Below are 20,690 nucleotides of genomic sequence, written 5' to 3'. Positions count from 1 at the left end.
CTCGGTTCATGTCTGTTTGATTACATTCGGATTACCGATCGGCCCCACGAGCAGGATTCATGCGCCTGAACCCTCCCGCCCGCTTTTCCCGCTTCGCCCCGCTGGCAAGCCGCGGCGTGGTGGTGGTCCTGCTGGCGCTGGCGTTCATGCTGTTGACCGGAGCGCTCGATGGCGGCGTGGGCGTGGCCCCGCAAACCTTGTTGGCACAGCCACGTTTCCTGCTCGCCAATGCATGGCCGGGCTTGCTGCTGGCGAGCGTGTTGCTGATCTGGACACGTCGGGCGTTGCTCGCCTTTGCACTGGCCTTTGCGCTGCAAGGCAGCATCTACCTGGTCAACGCGCTGAAAGTTGCCGACCTCGGCATGCCCTTGCTGCCGGCCGACTTCCGCATGGTCGGACAATTGCGGCGCGGCGGCTTCCACCTGTTGGCCGGCTATCTTCCGCACAACCCGTGGCTTTACGTCGGGCTGTGCCTGGCGGTGCTGGCAATCGTTGCCCTGTGGCGATTCGAACCGCCGCTGCTGGCACGACACCCTCGCGGCAAACGCGCCGTGGCCGGCTGGGCGTCGCTGGCGATGCTGGTCAGCCTGCTGGCGGCGGCCCCGGTCTGGAAGCACGTCTACAACGGACAGGTGCTGTGGATGGAACCGTGGTCGGCGTCCGCCACCAGCAACCATTCCGGACTGATCAGTTCGCTGATGCTGTTCCGCCTGCAAGTCGATGGCGCACATGCCAAGCCCGACCGCAAGGCCGCCCGCGTGCTGATCGACGAGTATGCGTCGACCCTGCAAAGCCTGATGCAGGCGCCCCCGGCTGGCAAGCAGTTGCCGGACATCATCGTGGTGCAGAGCGAGTCGTTCTTCGATCCACGTATCCTGCAAGGGTTCCAGCGTAGCGATTTCACGCCCAACTTGAACCGGCTCGCGGCGCATGCCACCGGCGGCAAGCTGTACGTGCCGACGTTCGGCGGGGGCACCATCCGCACAGAGTTCGAAGTCCTGACCGGCTTGTCCCTGCGCTATTTCGAGGAGTTGCAGTTTCCCTATCTGCAGCTGAGCCACAAGCCGATACCCAGCCTGGTGCGTACGCTCAAGGCCCATGGCTATGACACCCTGGCGGTACACGGCAACGATCCCGCCTTCTGGAACCGCCAGGCGGCATTCAAGGCCATTGGCTTCGATCGCTTCATCGCGCGCGCGGCCTTCCCCGCCAATGCCGGCAAGGATGGCAAATACCTGGCCGACAGCGCGTTGACCGATGAGATCATGACGCAGCTGAAGGATTCCGGCCCGCCCCAATTCCTGTTTGCCATCAGCATTGAAGCGCATGGGCCCTACGACATCGATCCGGCCAACGTCGCGCAACGGGATGCCATTGCCGTTCCCGCGGGCATCACTGGCAAGGACAAGCTGGAACTGCAGAACTATCTCTATCACCTGCGGCATGCCGATGCGGAGCTTGGCCGCCTCGTGCAGTGGCTGGCCAAGCGCGACCGGCCGAGCCGCGTGTTGTTTTACGGTGACCACCTGCCGGCGTTGAGCGACGTCTATACCGAGCTGGGCTTCGTCGACGGCGAAGGCATGCTGGCCGCACCGGATACCTGGCTCCTGCTCGATCCGCATCAACCACAGGCGCCGGCGGCGCGCGCGGACACTGCGTCCTGGCTACTGCCGGCGGTGTTGCTGGACCAAATCGGCGTCCACGAGGATGCGTACTTTGCCCTGACGGGCCTGGTCGGTGGGCAATTGGCCGCGTTCACTCGCACCCCGGGCGCGGCGCCGCCGCTGCGGACTCCTTTCGACCAGGAGACCGATCAGCGTATGCGCAGCGTCAGCCTGCTGCGCATGGCCGGCAAACTGGCCTCGGTCCTGCCCGACCAGTTGCTGGAAACCTCCTCGCGCATCGCGCACGAGAGCGGCGAACGGGCTACCCATCCGTCGGATGTCATCCTGCTCCCACCGGGCTGACCCAAGAGTCACTGTGACAGGTTGACGCAGCGGGGCTAAGGTGTAATCTTCGCGTTTACACGATGTTAACACCACGTGTGCGGTAGCTGCCTGCACGGCATCCATAGGGATGCCATCAGACATCTCGACCCCAATCCACCCAAGGATCACCAGATGAAATACGACCCGAATCGACTGTCGAGGGCCATTGCCATGGCCTTGACGGCTGGCATCTTCAGCATCGTGGGTGTGGCCCAGGCGGCCGAAACGCCTGCTGCCGACGCACCGCAGGACCAGACATCATCCCAGGCGCCGACCCAATCGCAGGCGCAGACCCTCAAGGGCGTTGTGGTTACCGGCTCGCTGATCCGGCGTGTCGACATCGAGACCGCCAGCCCGGTGGTGACCTTGGATCGTGCGGCGTTGACCGCCGCCGGCACGCCAACCCTGGGTAACGTGTTGCAGCAGCTGCCCAGCGTTTCCGGTATTGCCACCAACCCGGCAAACAACAGCAATGGCGGCGGCGTGGCCAGCCCATCCTTGGAAGGCGGCAATGGTGCATCCCGCGTTTCGCTGCGCGGCCTGGGCACCAATCGTACCCTGGTGCTGGTCAATGGCCAGCGCTTGATCAATGCGGACCTCAACATGATTCCGCAGGCCATGATCGAGCGCACCGACGTGCTGGCTGAAGGCGCCTCGACCGTATACGGCTCCGACGCCGTCGGCGGCGTGGTCAACTTCATCCTGCGCCAGCATTTCAACGGCGTCGAGGCCGACGTGAACACCGGCATCTCCAGTCATGGCGACGGCCAGCGCCACGCCGTACAGCTCATGGCCGGCAAGGACGGCGACAACTACAACATCGTCGGCGGCCTGGGCTACAACAAGTACGATCCGATCAAGGCCACCCGGCGTGATTTCTCCAAGAACGCCTTGTACCTCTACAGTGGCGTGCCCACGAAGAGTGGTTCGTTCTCCATCCCGACGGGCCGCATCCAGATCCCCGCGTCGTTCAACAGCAGGTACGGAAATTGCCCGGTGACCAGCAACACCATCCGGGTAACCCGCTTCCAGGGCGACGGCTCGAGTCTGGATGACTACCGTTGCTTCAATGGCGCAACCGACGCCTACAACTACGCCGCATACAACTACGTCCAGACCGAGCAAAAGCGGTACAGCGGCTTCGTCCTGGGCAGCTACAACATCACCGACAACGTCACCGCGTACGCCAACGCGTTCTACAACCGTACGCGCTCTGCAGGTCGGGACGCGCCAATCCCGGTGGGTGTCGGCACCGTGTTCAACATCCTGGCCAGCAACCCGATCAACCCGTTTGGGGTCACGTTCAGCCAGAACCCGCTCCCCGGGCAGGAAGCCACCAGCGGTTACGCGTTCAGCACCCGCCTGACCGGTGCCGGCGCGCGCGTGCACACGTTTGCCACCGACACCGGGCAGGTGAATGCTGGATTCCGCGGCAACTTCGGCCAGAGCAGTTGGGTTTGGGATGCCTCGGTCAACTACGGCCATACCAAGCAACACATGGTCAACTTCAACGAACTGGTCATTCCCAACATCAACAAGGCCGTTGCTGACGGCGCCAACATCTTCAACCAGGCCGACCCGACCGCTACCGACAAGTTGCGCGCGGGCGTCGTCAACCCCTGGTACACCTATACCCGGGCCTTGAAGGAAGCCAAGTTCGATGCCAGCGGCAACTTGTTCGACATGCCGGCGGGTACGGTACAGCTCTCAGCGGGTGCACTGTATCGCGAGCAGTTCATGAACTACGTCGTGTCGCCGAACGCGGTCTTGAACATCAATACCCTGGAATGCGGCGTGTCCGGCGAAGCCTGCGGTTCCGATGGCCGCGGCCACGACAACGTCAAGGAAGCCTATGCCGAAGCCTTGATCCCATTGCTCGCCAACCAGCCTTGGGCCCACTCGCTCAACCTCGATCTCGGTATGCGTACATCCGACTACAGCACCGCGGGCGTCACCACCAACAAGAAGATCGCCATCGAGTGGAAGCCGGTCGCCGACCTGCTGGTGCGTGGCACGATCTCGCAGGTGTTCCGCGCCCCGAGCCTGAACGACCTCTACGATGGTCCGTCCGTGCTCGAGCCGTCGTACAACGATCCCTGCGTCGGCCTTTCCGCCGCGCAGCTGGCCCAGCATGCGAAGGCATGCCAGTTCGTGGAACCGAACTGGGACGGTGGCGGCGCACACCAGCTGACGGCGCTCTACCAGGGTGCAGCCACGCTGGGCCAGACCTTGAAGCCTGAGCAGGGCAAGTCGGTGGACATTGGCCTGGTCTACGACCCGGATTGGATGCCTGGGGTGTCCACCAGCGTCGACTTCTGGCACGTCTACCTGGTTGACACCCTGGTACCGGTCGCCGGCAACACGGTCGTGAATGCCTGCTTCAACAACAACGACAGCCCGTTCTGCCCATTCATCACCCGCCAGGGGAATGACACCAAGCAGCCAGGCGCCATCTTCAGCGTCCGCGCCCCCGCGTTCAACCTGGGCAGCCTCAGCACGACCGGTATCGACTACACGCTGCGCTACCGGATCCCGCATTTCGACCTGGGGAGCTTCGATCCAGGCCAGTTCCAGGCAAGCCTGAATACCACCTACGTCTCCACCTACAAGAACAGCGCGACGCCGGGCCAGCCAGGGGCCGAGTCGGTCAACTATGCGGGCACCTACTCCAGCCAGTTCGGCAACATCTCGCGCTGGCGCGGTACGCTTACGTTCAATTGGGTCAAGGGCAACTGGAGTGCCCAATGGCAGACGCGTTATATCAACAAGCTGACAGCTCTGAACGCCGACGCCAACACCGGTGGAAATTCGCCATTGGCTTCGGTGCTCTACCACGCGATCACGCTGGGCTACGATGTACCCAGCTGGCATACCCGTTTCGACATTGGTGTGGACAACCTGAGCGACAAGCAGCCGCCGCTGGTGTACCAGAACAGCGGCAACTACAACGTAGATACCGCCACCTACGACTCGATCGGCCGCTACTACTGGGCCCGCGCGACCATCAAGTTCTAGGATCCGGGGCTGTTGCCACGAAGGCAACTTCAGGGAACCAGGAAGGCCGCGACCAAAGTCGCGGCCTTCTTGCATAATGCACTCTCGAATACGAACCACTGGAAGGCGATGTCCCGTCCGACGACTGACATCGCGGCCGATATGGTCGCGGCCTGGAACGCGGGCGATCCCGCACGCATCCTCGACCTGGCCAGCGCGCTGACCGGTGCGGCAGCCGGGCACGAGGACATCCTGCTACTGCTGGGCATGGCGCAGCAGGAGACCGGCCGCCATGCGCAGGCGGTCGCCACCTTCCGCCGCCTGACGGAGCTGCGGCCCGGCGTCTCCGCCTACTGGAACAACCTTGGCGTGTCCTGCCGGCTGGCTGGAGACCTGACGGCATCGGAACAGGCCCTGACGACTGCCCTCGCGCTGGCGCCGCGGGATGCCGAAGTCATGTACAACCTTGGCCTTCTCCGTCTTGGCCAGCGGCACTGGTCGCAGGCACGGGAGGTGTTGCTGGACACTGTCGACCTTGCCCCGGGCTTCATCGAAGCGCGCCTGCAGGCGGCGCATGCCTGCTACGTCTGCGGCGACAACACCAACCAGCAGGCGATGTTGGACGGGGCTGCCGACTGGCCTGGTCAACCGGCTGAACAGGCGTTGGTGCTGGCCTCGATGTTGTCGGTACAAGGAGAGCTGCAGGCCGCGCTCGACGCATTGGACAAAGCGAAATTGCCCGCGGAACCCGCCGCCGAGGCCATGCGGCTGAGTATTGCCGCGCAGCGCGCTGCCTTGTACGAGAGGAACAACCAGCTCGACCAGGCCCGCCGGGAGCTCCTGAAACTACCCTTGGCCGCGCTCGATGCGCTACCGCCGAACGCCACGCAGGCGCGTGCGGACGGGTGGCGCGCCCACGCGGCACTCGCCATGCGGCGTGGCGCGGCGGCCGAAGCCGCCTCGCTGTACGAGCAGGCACTTGCCGTTGCCGCCGATGATGAAACCATCGCCAGCGCGAACTTCGGCCTCGCCGCCGCGTACGATCGCCACGGACATCACGGGCAAGCGTGGGCTGCCCTGCAGGCTGCCCACGCCGCGCAACTCAAGCTGGCGCAGGATGTGACCCCTGAACTGCTGGCCTCGGACAGCCGCCTCCTGCCGATCGCCGGGCACACGGTCAGTGCAGCCGAATATGCCGAATGGAAGCCGGCATCCGCGCCGGATGACGCTTACAGTCCGCTGTTCGTGGTCGGCTTCCCGCGCTCGGGTACCACTTTGCTTGAGCAGATGCTCGATGCGCACCCAGGGTTCGCCTCGATGGACGAGCGCGCCTTTGCCCACGAACTGACCGGATGCATGGAGCAGGCCGGCCAGAAGTATCCGCAAGACCTCGCCAAGCTGACCCCGCATGAAATCGAGCAGTTGCGTGCGGTGTACTTCGGGATGGTCGCCCGCGTCCTGCCGGATCTCGGCCAGCGTCGGCTGGTGGACAAGAACCCGCTGAACATGCTGTGCCTGCCCATGATCATGCGGCTGTTCCCGGAATCGCGCATCATCCTGTGCCTGCGCCACCCGTGCGACGTCCTGCTGAGCTGCAGCATGCAGCCGTTCCGCTCGCCGGCGTTCATGGTCCTGTGTTCCTCGCTGCCGCGGCTGGCGCAGGGTTACGTCCGGGCCTTCGAGTACTGGTACGGGCAGGCCGAGGTATTCGCCCCGCACGTGCTGGAGTGGCGCTATGAATCGGTGGTCAGCCAGTTCGATACCGAGGTTGCGCGCCTGGGCCGATTCCTCGACGTCACTGACACTTCCGCGATGACGCGCTTCGCCGAGCACGCCCGCAACAAGCAGTTCATCAGCACGCCAAGCTACGCGCAGGTCACCGAGGCCCTGTATCGCAAGCGGGTCGGCCGCTGGGAAGCCTATCGGGAGCAGTTCACGCCCGTGCTTCCTATCCTGCAGCCATGGCTCGATCGCCTCGGCTACAAAGCCTAGGAATCACCGGCTTCACAGCCCGGCCAGCCGATAGCCGACCTGCAGCTCGGTCAGCAGATATTCCGGCTGCGCCGGATCGTCTTCGAGCTTGCGCCGCAAGTTGGCCATGTGCACGCGCAGGTAGTGCGCACGATCGACATAGGCTGGTCCCCATACCTCGTGCAGCAGCTGCCGGTGGGTCAGCACACGGCCACGGCCGCGGATCATCGCCACCAGCAGGCGGAATTCGATCGGCGTCAAATGCACGACCTCGCCGCACTTGCGGACTTCGTGGGTGGCCAGATCGATATGGACGGCACCGAACGAAACCTCGCTCGAACCCGTTGCTGAATCGCCCTGTCGCCGGCGCAACTGGGCGCGGACGCGGGCCAGCAATTCCGGCACGCCGAAAGGCTTCACCAGGTAATCGTCGGCGCCGGCGTCCAGCGCGGCGACCTTCTCTTCCTCGCGTTCACGCGCCGACAGCACCACGATCGGCAAGGCCGACCAGCTTCGCACCTGGGCGATGAGAAGCTTGCCGTCCGCATCCGGCAGGCCCAGATCGACGATGGCCAGATCGGGTTGCCGCGTGGCGGCCTCGAGCAACGCGCCCTTGCAGGTTTCGGCTTCGAACACCTCGAAACCCTCATCCTGCAACGCCGTGCGCACGAAGCGGCGGATGTTGGCATCGTCTTCGACCAGCAGGATGCGTGCGGCACTCATGCCGATTCCACCTCGGGGGGCGGCGACGCAGGCAGGGTCACCACGAACACCGCGCCGTGCGGATATCGTTGTCGCGCCTCGACCCTGCCGCCGTGAGCCTGCACGATACGGCGCACCAATGCCAGGCCCAGGCCGGCGCCGGCGACGGCGGACTCCCGCCTGCCCCGCTCGAACGGATCAAACAGCTTGTCCACTGCTACGGGCGGCAGGCCGGGCCCGCTATCACTCACCTCGACCAGTGCACTGCCGCCTTCGTGACGCACCCGGACTTCGATGGGCGTACCCCCAGGGGTGTGTTTGGCGGCATTGTCCAGCAGATTCACCAGCACCCGTTCGATCAGCGTGGCATCCACTTCCAGCAGCGGAAAATCCGCAGGGATGTCGACGGTCACCGGGTGCGCGCGCAGCGGCTCGCGCAATTCGCGCAGGGCGATGCCGAGGAGCTCCTCGAGCGAGTGCCATTGCCGCTTGAGTTCGACGCCGTGCGACTGCAATCGCGCCAGATCCAGCAGGTTCTCGATCAGGCGCAGCATCGCCTGGGCCTGCTCGCCGATGGACGCCACCAGCGCCTCGGCAGGCTGGCTGCGGATCTGGGGCGCAACCGCCTGTGCGGCACCCAGAATGGTGGTCAAGGGCGTGCGCAAGTCGTGCGACATGGCGGACAGCAGCGTGTTGCGCATGCGCTCGCCCTCGATCGCCACCAGGGTGTTCTGCGCGACCTCGACGAAATGCACCCGTTCCAGCGCCAGCGCCAGCTGGTTGCAGCAGGCCTCCAGCAGGCGTTGCTCCTCCGGCTCAGCCAGTACTCCCTCCTGCGCAAACTCCAAGGCCAATACGCCACGCACCCGCATCGGCGCCTTCAGCGGCAGATAGCGCGCACGCGCGGCGGCCAGGGTGTCGGTGCCGGCGCCGGCTGCCTCGGCATGGTCGTAGACCCACTGCGCAATGCTCTCGTCCACGCCAATCGCACTGCCCCTGACCGCACGCACGCGGTCTTCCGCATCCGGCAGGGCCAGACCGACTCCGGCCAGGAAGTCGCCCTTGAAATCACGCAACGCGATTTCCTCAATCTGTTCCGCGGTCAACGCCCCGGAAAGCGCGCGTGCCAACCGTGCCAGGGCGACCGCGCGCCGCTCGCGCGCTTCCGCCACGCGTGCCGCGCGGCGCAGGCGGGCGGTGAGCTGGCCGACAATCAGCGCCACGGCCAGCATCAGCCCGAAGGTGAATACGTACTGCGTGTCGCCGACGCTCATCGACAGCCGCGGCGACACGAAGAAGAAATCAAAGCAGGCCACTGCCAGGAACGCCGCCCACGCGCCCGGGCCGCGGCCCCAGCGCAGCGCGACGATGGCCACGGTGAGCAGAAACACCATGACCACGTTAGCCAACTCGAACACCTGCAACAGCGGCGACGCGAGGGCCGTGGCCACGAGGCAGGCGAGCGTCGCCCAGGCATACGGCAGCCAGGCGATCCGGGGCCTGGGCGACTTCCGCCCAGCAGGCCGCTGGCGGTCGACATTGGCGGCCATCACCACCAGGCCAAGGTCAAGGTGGGTCCTGCCGATGCGGTCCGCGGTGGAGTGCTGCCAGAGGCGCCAAGGCTGACGTGGCCGAAGTCCCAGCACGATGCGGTTGACGTTGCGCGCGCGGGCGCAGGCGACCAGCGCACCGGCGACGTCGCTGCCCGGCAAGGTCACGGTTTCGGCTCCGAAGCTGGCGGCAAGCGCCAGGGTCTGCACGACGCGGTGACGCACGCTCCGACCGTGCCGCTGCGGCACGTCGACGTGCGCGGCGATCCAGTCCGCTTCCAGCTTGCGGGCCAGCCGTGCCGCCTCGCGTACCAGCCGCTCATCGTCCGCGGTACCGGCGATCCCCACCAGCAGCCGCTCGCGGGTGGGCCACACCGCCTCGATCGCCCGCGTGCGGCGGTAGTCGCGCATCTGCACGTTCACGCGATCGGCGGCGCGGCGCAAGGCCAGCTCGCGCAGCGCGATCAGGTTGCCCTTGCGGAAGAAGCGCTCGCGCGCACGCTCGGCCACCTTGGGCAGATAGACCTTGCCGTCGGCGAGCCGCTTCAACAGTTCATCCGCTGGCAGATCGACCACCACGACCTCATCGGCCCGGTCGAACACGTGATCGGGAACGGTTTCGTGCACGCGCACGCCGGTGATGCGCCCGACGATATCGTTCAGGCTTTCCAGGTGCTGCACATTGAGCGTCGAGTACACGTCGATGCCGGCATCCAGCAATTCCTCGACGTCCTGCCAGCGTTTGCGGTGCCGACTACCCTCGACGTTGGCGTGGGCCAGCTCGTCGACCGCGACGAGATTCGGCCGTGCCGCCAGCGCGGCGTCGATATCCAGCTCACGCAACACGTGACCACGGTATTCAAGTTCGCGCAGCGGCAGGCGCGGCAGACCCGCGAGCAACCGCGCGGTCCCGGTACGTCCATGTGTTTCGGCCACGCCCACCAGAACGTGCCTGCCTTCGGACTGCAGCTGATGCAGCGCCTGCAGCATCGCGTAGGTCTTGCCCACGCCGGGGCAGGCGCCAAAGAAGATCCTCAATTTGCCACGTGCGGCCTGGCGCTGTTCGTCGGCGACTTCGGCGAGCAACCGATCAGGATCGGGGCGCGTGGCGTTCATCGGCGCGGATTATCCTCCACGTCCGGTCGGGCGTCGTCCAGCGCCAGATTCAACGCCAGCACGTTGACCCGCGGCTCTCCGAACAGGCCCAGGGAAGGCGTTTGCGTGTGGCGTGCGATCAGCTCCCGCACCTGTGCCAACGGCAACCCGCGCATGCGCGCCACGCACGGCGCCTGCCACAACGCGGCCGGCGGCGAAATATCCGGGTCCAGCCCGCTGGCCGAAGCCATGACCAGTTCGGACGGAACCGGTCCAGGTGCATCGGGGTTGGCCGCCTGCAGTGCGGCGAGCCGGTGCTTCACGGTATCGATCAGTGCCGGGTTGCTGGGGCCGAGATTGCTGCCGCCCGAAGCCATGGCGTCGTATGGCGCCGACGTGGTGGCCGATGGCCGGCCCTGAAAGTAGCGGGGCGCATCGAAATGCTGGCCGATCAGCGCGCTGCCGACCGGCTTGCCGCCGCGCACGACGATGCTGCCGTTGGCCTGGGAAGGAAAGAACACCTGCGTGAGCGCAAAAGTGGCCAGCGGATAGATGACGCCGGTGATCACGCTCAGCAACACGAACAGGACCAACGCGGGACGAATCAGCGAGTACACGGCAGCGCCTCACAAAATGATGGATAAGGTCAGGACGGCGCGCGTGCCGCCGAGATCCTCATGCACGAACGGATCACGGAAGCTGGCAACGTGTGCATGGAACGCGGCGTTGGTGGCGTGGCTCAGGGTCGCCGCCAATGTCCAGCAGTGGTCGAGCGCGTAACTGGCCGCCAGCGCGAAATCCGCATAGCCCGGATCGCGGGCACCGTTTGCCAGGGGCATGGCCAGGATCGCGGCATAACGCGTGCGCCCGGCATGCAGGTGCAGGTTCCAGCGTGGCGAGAGCGGCACCTCTCCATCCAGCTGTAGGTAATCCGTGCCGCGCGTGCTGCCGGTGTAATGCCGTTGACGGACGGGTCGGCCACGGCCGTGCCGGAGCCGGTCAGCCCGAAGCACAACAGCAGGAGTCGGGGCGCTGTCATCGATGCGCCTCAGCCCAGGTGCAGCGCGGTCAGCAGCAGGTCGATCAGCTTGATGCCAGCGAAGGGCGCGAGCAATCCGCCGAGGCCGTAGATCAGCAGGTTGCGCCGCAACAGTTCGGCTGCAGGCCGCGCGCGCCAGGCCACGCCCTTCAGCGCCAGCGGGATCAGCAGCACGATGATCAGCGCATTGAAGATCACCGCCGACAGGATGGCCGATTCGGGCGAATGCAGATGCATCACGTCCAGGACCGCAAGCTGCGGATAGGTGCCCGCGAACGCCGCCGGGATGATCGCGAAATACTTGGCGACGTCGTTGGCGATGCTGAAGGTGGTCAGCGCGCCGCGCGTCATCAACATCTGCTTGCCGACTTCCACGATTTCCAGCAGCTTGGTCGGGTTGCTGTCGAGGTCGACCATGTTGCCGGCTTCCTTGGCCGCCGGCGTGCCGCTGTTCATCGCCACCGCCACGTCGGCCTGGGCCAGTGCCGGCGCGTCGTTGGTGCCGTCGCCGGTCATCGCCACCAGGTGTCCTTCGGCCTGGTGGCGGCGGATCAAGGCCAATTTGTCTTCGGGCGTGGCCTCGGCGAGGAAATCGTCCACGCCCGCTTCGGCGGCGATCGTCGCGGCGGTGAGGCGGTTGTCGCCGGTAATCATCACCGTCTTGATACCCATGCGGCGCAATTCGGCGAAGCGCTCGCGAATGCCGCCCTTGACGATGTCCTTGAGCTCGATCACCCCGAGCACGTGCACGCCATCCGCGACCACCAGCGGCGTGCCGCCCGCCCGCGCGATCGATTCGGCACTGGCCCGCACGGCTTGCGGCATCCGTCCGCCGGCGTTCGCGACGAACGCCGCGACCGCGTCGACGGCACCCTTGCGGATGTGGCGCCCACCCGCATCGACGCCGCTCATGCGCGAGCGCGCCGAGAACGCCACGAATCCGACGTCGTGCAACGGGTGTTCGCGCAGGGCGTATTGCTGTTTGGCCAGGACCACGATGGAACGGCCCTCCGGTGTTTCGTCTGCCAGCGACGCCAGCTGCGCGGCAGCGGCCAGTTCGCGTTCGTCGACACCAGGCGCCGGATGAAAAGCCGCGGCGTGGCGATTGCCGAGCGTGATGGTGCCGGTCTTGTCCAGCAGCAGCACGTCCACGTCACCCGCAGCCTCCACCGCGCGGCCCGAGGTCGCCATCACGTTGGCGCGCAGCATCCGGCTCATGCCGGCAATGCCGATCGCGGAGAGCAGCGCGCCGATCGTGGTCGGAATCAGGCACACCAGCAGTGCCACCAGCACGACCACAGGCACCGCGGCGCCACCGGCCGCCTGCGCGCTGTAGATGGAGAACGGCAGCAGCGTCGCGCACACCACCAGGAACACCAGCGTCAGCGCCACCAGCAGGATGGTCAGCGCGATTTCGTTGGGTGTGCGTGACCGCCTGGCACCCTCAACCATCGCGATCATGCGGTCGAGGAAGGCCTCGCCCGGCCTCGCGGTGATGCGCACCACGATCCAGTCCGAGAGCACGCGGGTACCACCGGTGACGGCCGAACGGTCGCCGCCGGATTCGCGGATCACCGGCGCGGATTCGCCGGTGATCGCCGATTCGTCGACGCTCGCCATGCCTTCGATCACCTCGCCGTCGGCGGGCACGGCATCGCCGGCTTCGACCAGTACCACCCTGTCGCGGATCAGCTCGTCGCTGGGCACCGGCAACCATGAGGCGCCGAAGTGCGGTTGCTGCAAAACCTTGGCGTACACGCGCTGCTTCGCCGCCCGCAACGCCGCGGCCTGGGCCTTGCCCCGCCCTTCCGCGAGCGCCTCGGCGAGATTGGCGAACCACACCGTCAACCACAGCCACGCCGCCACCGCAAAGACGAAAGTCGGGTCGGGTGCGGTGTGACCCCTCAGCGCGACGAATCCAAGCAGGGTGGTCAGTACGCTGCCGACCCACACCACGAACATCACCGGGTTGCGCCACTGCGCCCGAGGCTGCAGCCGCCGCAACGAATCGGCCAACGCGGGTTTGAGCAGCGCCGAGGTGAACAGGGGATGCGCGGCGGATGGTTCCGTCATGGTCGTGGCTCCGGATCAATGCGCGCCAAACAGCATCAGGTGCTCGGCGATCGGCCCCAGCACCAGGGCCGGGATGTAGTTGAGCGCGCCGACCAGCAGCACCGCGCCGATCAGCAGCACCACGAACAGCAGGCCATGGGTCGGCATGCTGCCGGATGACACCGCGAGCCGCGGCTTGGCGGCGAGGCTGCCGGCCAGCGCCAGTACCGGCACGATGGTCAGGAAGCGTCCAAACCACATCACGATGGCGAGCATCACGTTGTAGAACGGGGTGTTGGCGGAAAGGCCGGCGAACGCCGAACCGTTGTTGTTCGCGGCCGAGGTGAATGCGTACAGGACTTCGGAGAAGCCGTGTGCGCCCGGATTGAGCATGCCCGCGCGCCCCGCCTGCACCATCACCGCCAGCGCGCTGCCCACGAGCACCAGGACCGGCACCGCGAGGATCACGATGGCGGTCATCTTCATCTCGAAGATGCCGATCTTCTTGCCCAGGTATTCCGGCGTCCTGCCGATCATCAGGCCGGCAATGAACACCGCGAGGATGGCGAAGATCAGCATGCCGTACAGGCCCGAACCGACGCCGCCAAACACGACCTCGCCGAGCTGCATCATGAACATGGGCACGCCGCCGGCCAGCGGCATCAGGCTATCGTGCATCGCGTTGACCGCACCGCAGCTGGCTGCCGTAGTCACCGTGGCAAACAACATCGACGCGACCGTGCCGAAGCGCGTCTCGATACCTTCCATGTTTGGTCCCGTGACGCCAAGATGCGCCAGCGCGGGATTCGGCTGCGCCTGCCAGTGCACGCCTACCGCATACAGCGCGAGGAACAGCAGGCTCATCGCCGCCAGCACGGCGACGCCTTGCCGCCGGTCGCCGACCATGCGTCCGAACGTGAATACCAGCGCGGCCGGAATCAGCAGGATGGCCAGCATCTCCAGGAAATTGCTCAGGCCGTTGGGGTTCTCGAACGGGTGCGCCGAGTTGGCATTGAAAAAGCCACCACCATTGGTGCCAAGCAGCTTGATCGCTTCCTGTGAGGCGACCGGACCCAGCGGAATGGTTTGTTGCGCGCCCTGCAGCGTGTGCACCGCCACCGGCGCGGCGAAATTCTGCGGCACGCCCTGGTTCACCAGAATCAAGGCAAATGCGAACGACAGCGGCAACAGGATCCACAACGTGGTCCGCATCAGGTCGCACCACGCGTTGCCGAGATGCTTCGCGCCACTGTGGGCGAGGCCGCGGACCAAGGCGATCGCCACCACGATGCCGGTCGCGGTGGACAGGAAATTCTGCACCGCCAGCGCCAGCATCTGGGTCAGGTGACTCATCGTCGACTCGCCGGCGTAGCCCTGCCAATCGGTATTGGTGACGAACGAAACCGCGGTATCGAAAGCGGAATCCGGCGCCACCGCGCCCAGCTGCGCGGGGTCCAGCGGCAGCCAGCCCTGCACGCGCTGCAGGGCATAGACGGCGACCAGGCCGACGACGTTGAACACCACGATCGCGCCGGCGTAACGCCACCACGGCATGTCCTCGTTGGCGTCGCTTCCGACCAGGCGCAGCAGGCCCCGCTCGGTCGCGTTCATCCAGCGCCAGCGGGCGGCGAAACGGCCGTCGAGCACGCCGTCGATCCAGCGCCCCAGCGGCCATGCCAGCGCCATTAGAACGGCCAGGAACAGCGCAACCTGGAACCAGGGATTGGCGTTCATTCCAGGTGCTCCGCGTCGATCAGCGCGTACAACAGATACGCGAACAAAGCACAGGCCAGGAAGCCCGCCAGCAGATGGATCCAGGCTGGTTCAGCGCTCATGACGCCGCCCCAGCCGCCGGCAGGTCTGAATCAAGCCGATCATCGCCCAGCCGAAGCCGAGGATCAGCGGGATGTAGATGACGTCCATCGCCCGCTCCGCCCTTCAATTGGCACAGCGAAGCGTAAGCATGTGGCCATCAAGGAGGTGCAGGGATTGCCCCGCTGCGCATCAAGACGGCATCAAGGCGGGGCGCCATGATCAGCCGCGTCAAGTCTGGCCTGCCACGATGTTGACGCTGAGGGCGATGACAATGACGTTGAAGAAGAAAGCCAGGACGCTCTGCACCAGAACCACCCGCCGGATGACCCGCGCGTTGATCTGCACATCGGACACCTGGAAGGTCATGCCGATCACGAACGCGAAATATACGAAATCCCAGTAATCCGGATCGGTCTTGCCTGGGAAATCCAGCCCGGCGTGTTTGACTCCGTAGTCGCCGTAGAACTCGTGGGCATAGTGCAGCGCAAACATCGTGTTCATGAACAACCACGCCAGGATCAGGCTGCCCACCGCCAGCGCGATCTGCAGTCCACCCGCCTGTCTGGTCGTGTGCAATTCAGCCGCCAGCGCAAGCAATGCAACGATCGCCACCGCTGCGCTGCTGAGCAGAAAGCCCCAGTAACCCTCATCTTCCTTGCGGGCCCGGTGACGGATCAGGCGGGTATCCGCATGCGTGAACATGGCGGCGGTGGCGATCAAGAAGATCACGGCAGCGACATCGAACGACAGCAGGACACCCCGGTCCGGCTTCACGCCCAGTGCGATCAACGCCGCGGTCAGCAGCAGAAACAGCGCCGCACAGGCGCTGAAGCGCAGGTGTCGCCGCAAGTCATGCCAGTACCGGGCCAGCCACTGGTCACGCGGGCGATCTGTGGTCGGGATCATGGCAGCACTCTTCTGTGGCTGGTCGACGCGGTGGCAACCGCGCCGGTCGTGGGATTTGCGTGCGACAGCCGAATGCCGGCCACGATAGCGCGTACGGCCGGGAAGCAACGAAAAAACCCCGCCGAAGCGGGGTTTTTCCTGTGGTATGGAACGTAGTGCCGGAGCTCAGAAGTCCATGCCGCCCATGCCACCCATGCCGCCACCCGGGGCGCCGCCGTGGCTGTGCTCTTCCTTCTTCGGCAGTTCGGCAACGACGGCCTCGGTCAGGATCGCCAGGCCGGCAACCGATGCGGCGTACTGCAACGCCGAGCGCGTCACCTTGGTCGGATCCAGGATGCCCATTTCCACCATGTCGCCAAACTCGCCCGTGGCCGCGTTGTAGCCAAAGCTGCCCTTGCCTTCCTTGACGCGGTTGACGATGACGGACGGTTCCTCGCCGGCGTTGAACACGATCTCGCGCAGCGGAGACTCCAGTGCGCGCCGCGTCACGGCGATGCCGAGGTTTTGGTCCGGGTTGTCGCCGGTCAGGCCTTCCAGGGCCTTCAGCGCACGGATCAGGGCCACGCCGCCGCCGGGGACCACGCCTTCCTCGACTGCCGCACGCGTGGCATGCAGAGCGTCTTCGACGCGGGCCTTCTTCTCTTTCATTTCCACCTCGGTCGCGGCGCCGACCTTGATCACCGCCACGCCACCGGCCAGCTTGGCCACGCGCTCCTGCAGCTTCTCGCGATCGTAGTCCGAGGAGGTCTCCTCGATCTGCGCCTTGATCTGCTTGATGCGCGCCTGGATCTCGCCGGCATCGCCGGCGCCATCGATGATGGTGGTGTTTTCCTTGGTGATGATGACGCGCTTGGCACGGCCAAGATCGGCGACTGCAGCCTTCTCCAGGGACAGACCCACTTCCTCGGACACAACCTGGCCATTGGTCAGCTTGGCGATGTCTTCCAGGATCGCCTTGCGGCGGTCGCCAAAGCCCGGCGCCTTCACGGCGGCGACCTTGACGATGCCGCGGATGGTGTTGACGACCAGGGTCGCCAGGGCCTCGCCCTCGACTTCCTCGGCGACGATCAGCAGCGGCTTGCTGGCCTTGGCGACGGCTTCCAGTACCGGCAGCAGGTCGCGCACATTGGAGATCTTCTTGTCGTGGATAAGAATGTATGGGTCATCCAATTCGACCTGCTGGCTGGCCTGGTTGTTGATGAAGTACGGGCTGAGGTAGCCGCGATCGAACTGCATGCCCTCGACCACGTCCAGCTCGTTGTCCAGGCCGGAACCCTCTTCCACGGTGATCACGCCTTCCTTGCCGACCTTCTTCATCGCCTTGGCGATCAGGTCGCCAATATCAGCATCGGCATTGGCCGAAATCGTGCCGACCTGGGCAATGGCCTTGTCGTCCGCGGTCGGCTTGGACAGCTTCTTCAGCTCGCCGACGGCCGTGGTTACGGCCTTGTCGATGCCACGCTTCAGGTCCATCGGGTTGATGCCGGCGGCAACGGCCTTCAGGCCTTCGCGGATGAACGACTGCGCCAGCACGGTGGCCGTGGTGGTGCCGTCACCGGCGTTGTCGGAGGTCTTGGAGGCGGCTTCCTTGACGATCTGCGCGCCCATGTTCTCGTAGCGGTCGGCCAGCTCGATCTCCTTGGCGACGGACACGCCGTCCTTGGTGATCGTGGGAGCGCCGAAGCTCTTCTCGAGCACGACGTTGCGGCCCTTTGGGCCGAGCGTGACCTTGACTGCATTGGCCAGCGTGTTCACGCCCTTGAGGATGCGTGCGCGGGCGTCTTCGCCGAAACGTACTTCTTTGGCTGCCATAAAATTTTTGCCTCAAAAATTTTAAATAGGAATGGATTTCGTCTTTGCAAAGTGCTGCGGAAACGAGCCGCAGGCGACTGGGTGCGCGCTTTTCGCGCTCGATCAGTCAGCCCCGCCCTTACCCCTCGATCACCGCCACGATGTCGTCCTCCTTCAGGAAGACCAGATCCTCGCCATCGATCTTGATTTCCTGGCCGGCATATTTGCCGAACAGCACGACGTCACCCTCTTTCAGGGACATGGGACGGACCTTCCCATCGCTCTGGATCAAGCCGGTACCGGCGGCGATGACCTTGCCGCGCGTCGGCTTTTCCGTGGCGCTGTCGGGAATGACGATGCCGCCGGCGGAGACACGCTCCTCTTCCAGGCGCTTGACGATGACACGATCGTGCAACGGACGCATTTTGCTCATGGGTGACTCCCGATTGCGATTGAGGTGGAACAAACGATTCAATACCTGGATTGCCGCGTTGCTAGCACTCCACGGTGGTGAGTGCCAATTCTAGCGAGGCAAAACGCCGATGCAAGCGCGTTCATTCCGGGATCGTGAGAGTTATTGGGGGGCCCCGGCCCACTTTCAAGGGCCGCCTCGCGCGGCGCGGGACGGCGTCGATGCGCTCCATCCAGGACGCTCCACGCGGGTCCCGCCGCGGATAGCGTGGGCACGCTCGGATGACGTTCGCGTACCAGGATCCACGGATGAAACGTCGCGGCCCCGGGCAACATCTCAAGGCTGGGCCATAATAGATGGACGATACGCGGAACCCTCCGCCGGAGTCGCCATGCGTTTGCCTGCCATCTGCCGAACTGTCGCACTGGGCCTGCTGGTACTGGGCCTGCAGCTCGGTGCGCCTGCGCTCCAGGCCCAGGATGCCGACAACCTGCTCCCGGTCACCGAGGCGTTCAAGCTGAGCGCCGACACCAGCTCGCCCAACCTGCTGCACCTGCATTGGACCATCGCGCCGGACTACTACATGTACCGGGGTCGCATCGAGCTCAAGGCTGGCGACGGCCTCAGCCTGGGCACGCTGCAATTGCCGGCCGGCGTCAAGTCGCACGATCCGTACCTGGGTGACGTCGAGACCTACCATCACGACGTCAGCGCAAGCGTGCCCTACGCCGTGGCACCCGGCACTACCCGGCTCAAGCTGGCGGTGCAATACCAGGGCTGCCATGAGGTCGATCCCAAAATCTGCTATCCGCCGCATACCGAGCAGCTCGACTTGCTGCTGCCTGCCGGCGTCGCCCAGGTCCTCCCTGGCCAGGAGCCACCCGGCTTCGGCGGTCTCAGTGCGGCATCGGGTGCGGCGGCCGGTGGCGTGGCATCGCCATCTCCTGCGGACGCCCCCTCATCGCCATCTGCCGGATCCGCCAGCCAGGGCATGACGTCAGCCGCCGTCGAGCCGCCGCCGGCGGGCCTGGTCCCCGAACATCCGCTTTCGCTTGGGCTCCTTTCCGCGCTGCTGTTGGCACTGGGCGGTGGCTTGATCCTGAACCTGATGCCATGCGTCCTGCCGGTGCTGTCGATCAAGGCCGTGGGCGTGCTGGAAAGCGGCCGCGATGACCGCAGTGCACGCCGCCATGCCTGGCTCTACAGCGCGGGCGTCCTGTCCAGCTTCGCGGTACTCGGCTTGACCATCCTGGCCCTGCGCGCGGCGGGACACAGCCTGGGTTGGGGCTCCCAGTTGCAGCAACCGCTGGTGGTCGGCGTACTGGCCTTGGTCATGTTGGCGGTCGGCTTGTCCCTGTCCGGTGTGGTGCAATTCGGCCAGCGGCTTGGCAACACCGGCAGCGCCTTGGCCTCGCGCTCCGGCGCGAGCGGCGACTTCTTCACTGGTGTGCTTGCCGTGGTGGTCGCCAGCCCCTGCACCGCGCCATTCATGGGCGTGGCGCTGGCCTATGCCTTTGCCGCACCGATGTTCCCGGCCTTGCTGGTGTTCCTGGCCCTGGGGGTCGGGCTGGCGCTGCCTTTCCTGGTCATTGGCCTGGTGCCGGCCCTGGCCCGGCTGTTGCCGCGGCCCGGACGCTGGATGGAAACCCTGAAACAGGTGCTGGCCTTCCCCATGTACCTCACCGCCGCATGGCTGGTCTGGGTACTGGCCAAGCAACGTGGCGCCGACGCCGTCGGACTGGTCCTGGTGGCCATGGTGCTGCTGGCCATGACCTTGTGGTGGTTCGAGCACAGCCGTACGCGTGGCGGTGCCAGCAAGGTCTTGGTTGCGGCCCTGGCCGTCCTCACCCTGGCCCCGGTCTACCTGCTGGCCCAGCTGTCGACGCAGCCGGCGCAGTCGCCGGTTGCCGCCGGCAGCGTCGCCTACAGCCCGCAAAAGCTTGCGGCCTTGCGCGCCGCCCATGCTCCGGTGTTCGTCGACATCACCGCCGACTGGTGCGTCACCTGCAAGGTCAACGAACACGCGGTATTGGATACGCAGGACTTCCACGACCTGCTCGAGCGCACCGGCACGGTCTACATGCAAGGCGACTGGACCAATGTCGATCCGACCATCGGCAAGTTCCTGGCGCAATACCATTCACCGGGCGTGCCCTTGTATGTGGTGTTCCCCGCAGACGGCGGTCCGGGCCGGCAGTTGTCGACCGTGCTCACCTCGGCCTTGGTGGAAAAAGCCTTGACGGCTGCGGCCGTGCGCTGAGCCTCGATTCGAAGTGGCCGCCGCAAGTGCGGCAATCTACTGCCATCATCGGCGAACAGGCAGCAACTGGACAATGAGGTCAACTGCGCGCACACTCCCGCGGTCTTGGCTTCCC

14 protein-coding genes are annotated in these 20,690 nt (G+C 65.5%); 4 read left to right on the top strand and 10 right to left on the bottom strand.

Translation table 11 applies throughout. The features are described from left to right. Positions 1-59: 59 nt before the first annotated feature. The 3 genes from AC3WJB_RS04295 to AC3WJB_RS04285 all read left to right on the top strand — a co-directional run bounded on the left by AC3WJB_RS04295 (position 60) and on the right by AC3WJB_RS04285 (position 6,974). On the top strand, positions 60-1,967 hold the full coding sequence (locus AC3WJB_RS04295; protein WP_492679057.1) for an LTA synthase family protein: 1,908 nt from the start codon (positions 60-62) through the stop codon (positions 1,965-1,967). Between the two features lie 153 nt (positions 1,968-2,120). After that, on the top strand, positions 2,121-5,003 hold the full coding sequence (locus AC3WJB_RS04290; protein ID WP_492679055.1) for a TonB-dependent receptor plug domain-containing protein: 2,883 nt from the start codon (positions 2,121-2,123) through the stop codon (positions 5,001-5,003). Between the two features lie 108 nt (positions 5,004-5,111). Then, a complete protein-coding gene (locus AC3WJB_RS04285; protein ID WP_492679053.1) occupies positions 5,112-6,974 on the top strand; it encodes a tetratricopeptide repeat-containing sulfotransferase family protein in 1,863 nt (620 codons plus the stop codon). 12 nt (positions 6,975-6,986) lie between these two features. Here the strand turns inward: AC3WJB_RS04285 and AC3WJB_RS04280 are convergent, their stop codons facing one another. The 10 genes from AC3WJB_RS04280 to AC3WJB_RS04235 form a co-directional block, all read right to left on the bottom strand. After that, positions 6,987-7,676, bottom strand: coding sequence for a response regulator (locus AC3WJB_RS04280; protein ID WP_492679051.1), 690 nt, complete (start codon positions 7,674-7,676; stop codon positions 6,987-6,989). Then, on the bottom strand, positions 7,673-10,321 hold the full coding sequence (locus tag AC3WJB_RS04275; RefSeq protein ID WP_492679049.1) for a DUF4118 domain-containing protein: 2,649 nt from the start codon (positions 10,319-10,321) through the stop codon (positions 7,673-7,675). The genes AC3WJB_RS04280 and AC3WJB_RS04275 overlap by 4 nt, the downstream gene beginning before the upstream one ends. Beyond that, positions 10,318-10,917: a potassium-transporting ATPase subunit KdpC gene (kdpC, locus tag AC3WJB_RS04270; RefSeq protein ID WP_492679047.1), complete on the bottom strand. Its 600-nt coding sequence runs from the start codon at positions 10,915-10,917 to the stop codon at positions 10,318-10,320. Before kdpC ends, AC3WJB_RS04275 begins: the two co-directional genes overlap by 4 nt. A 9-nt stretch (positions 10,918-10,926) precedes the next feature. After that, the gene (locus tag AC3WJB_RS04265; RefSeq protein WP_492679045.1) at positions 10,927-11,208 is read right to left on the bottom strand and encodes a hypothetical protein; all 282 of its coding nucleotides are present in this window, start codon (positions 11,206-11,208) and stop codon (positions 10,927-10,929) included. A gap of 140 nt (positions 11,209-11,348) precedes the next feature. Then, complete coding sequence (gene kdpB, locus AC3WJB_RS04260; protein WP_492679043.1) at positions 11,349-13,412, bottom strand: potassium-transporting ATPase subunit KdpB; 2,064 nt, start codon at positions 13,410-13,412, stop codon at positions 11,349-11,351. 15 nt (positions 13,413-13,427) lie between these two features. Next, positions 13,428-15,125 carry a potassium-transporting ATPase subunit KdpA gene (gene kdpA, locus AC3WJB_RS04255; protein WP_492679041.1) on the bottom strand — a complete coding sequence of 566 codons (1,698 nt, stop codon included), beginning with the start codon at positions 15,123-15,125 and terminating at the stop codon, positions 13,428-13,430. Further along, positions 15,122-15,226: a potassium-transporting ATPase subunit F gene (locus tag AC3WJB_RS04250; protein WP_492679039.1), complete on the bottom strand. Its 105-nt coding sequence runs from the start codon at positions 15,224-15,226 to the stop codon at positions 15,122-15,124. The genes kdpA and AC3WJB_RS04250 overlap by 4 nt, the downstream gene beginning before the upstream one ends. A 208-nt stretch (positions 15,227-15,434) precedes the next feature. Next, the gene (locus AC3WJB_RS04245) at positions 15,435-16,112 is read right to left on the bottom strand and encodes a DUF1345 domain-containing protein (protein WP_492679037.1); all 678 of its coding nucleotides are present in this window, start codon (positions 16,110-16,112) and stop codon (positions 15,435-15,437) included. A gap of 165 nt (positions 16,113-16,277) precedes the next feature. Then, a complete protein-coding gene (gene groL / locus AC3WJB_RS04240; protein ID WP_492679035.1) occupies positions 16,278-17,924 on the bottom strand; it encodes a chaperonin GroEL in 1,647 nt (548 codons plus the stop codon). 118 nt (positions 17,925-18,042) lie between these two features. Beyond that, positions 18,043-18,336: a co-chaperone GroES gene (locus tag AC3WJB_RS04235; protein WP_492679032.1), complete on the bottom strand. Its 294-nt coding sequence runs from the start codon at positions 18,334-18,336 to the stop codon at positions 18,043-18,045. 370 nt (positions 18,337-18,706) lie between these two features. Between AC3WJB_RS04235 and AC3WJB_RS04230 the strand changes: the two genes are divergently transcribed. Further along, positions 18,707-20,575 carry a protein-disulfide reductase DsbD family protein gene (locus tag AC3WJB_RS04230; RefSeq protein ID WP_492679030.1) on the top strand — a complete coding sequence of 623 codons (1,869 nt, stop codon included), beginning with the start codon at positions 18,707-18,709 and terminating at the stop codon, positions 20,573-20,575. The last annotated feature ends 115 nt before the right edge of the window (positions 20,576-20,690 follow it).

The organism is Rhodanobacter sp. FW510-R10, from assembly GCF_058781105.1.
The sequence above is the reverse complement of the archived record's forward strand: the minus strand, read 5'-3'. Positions and strand labels throughout refer to the sequence as shown.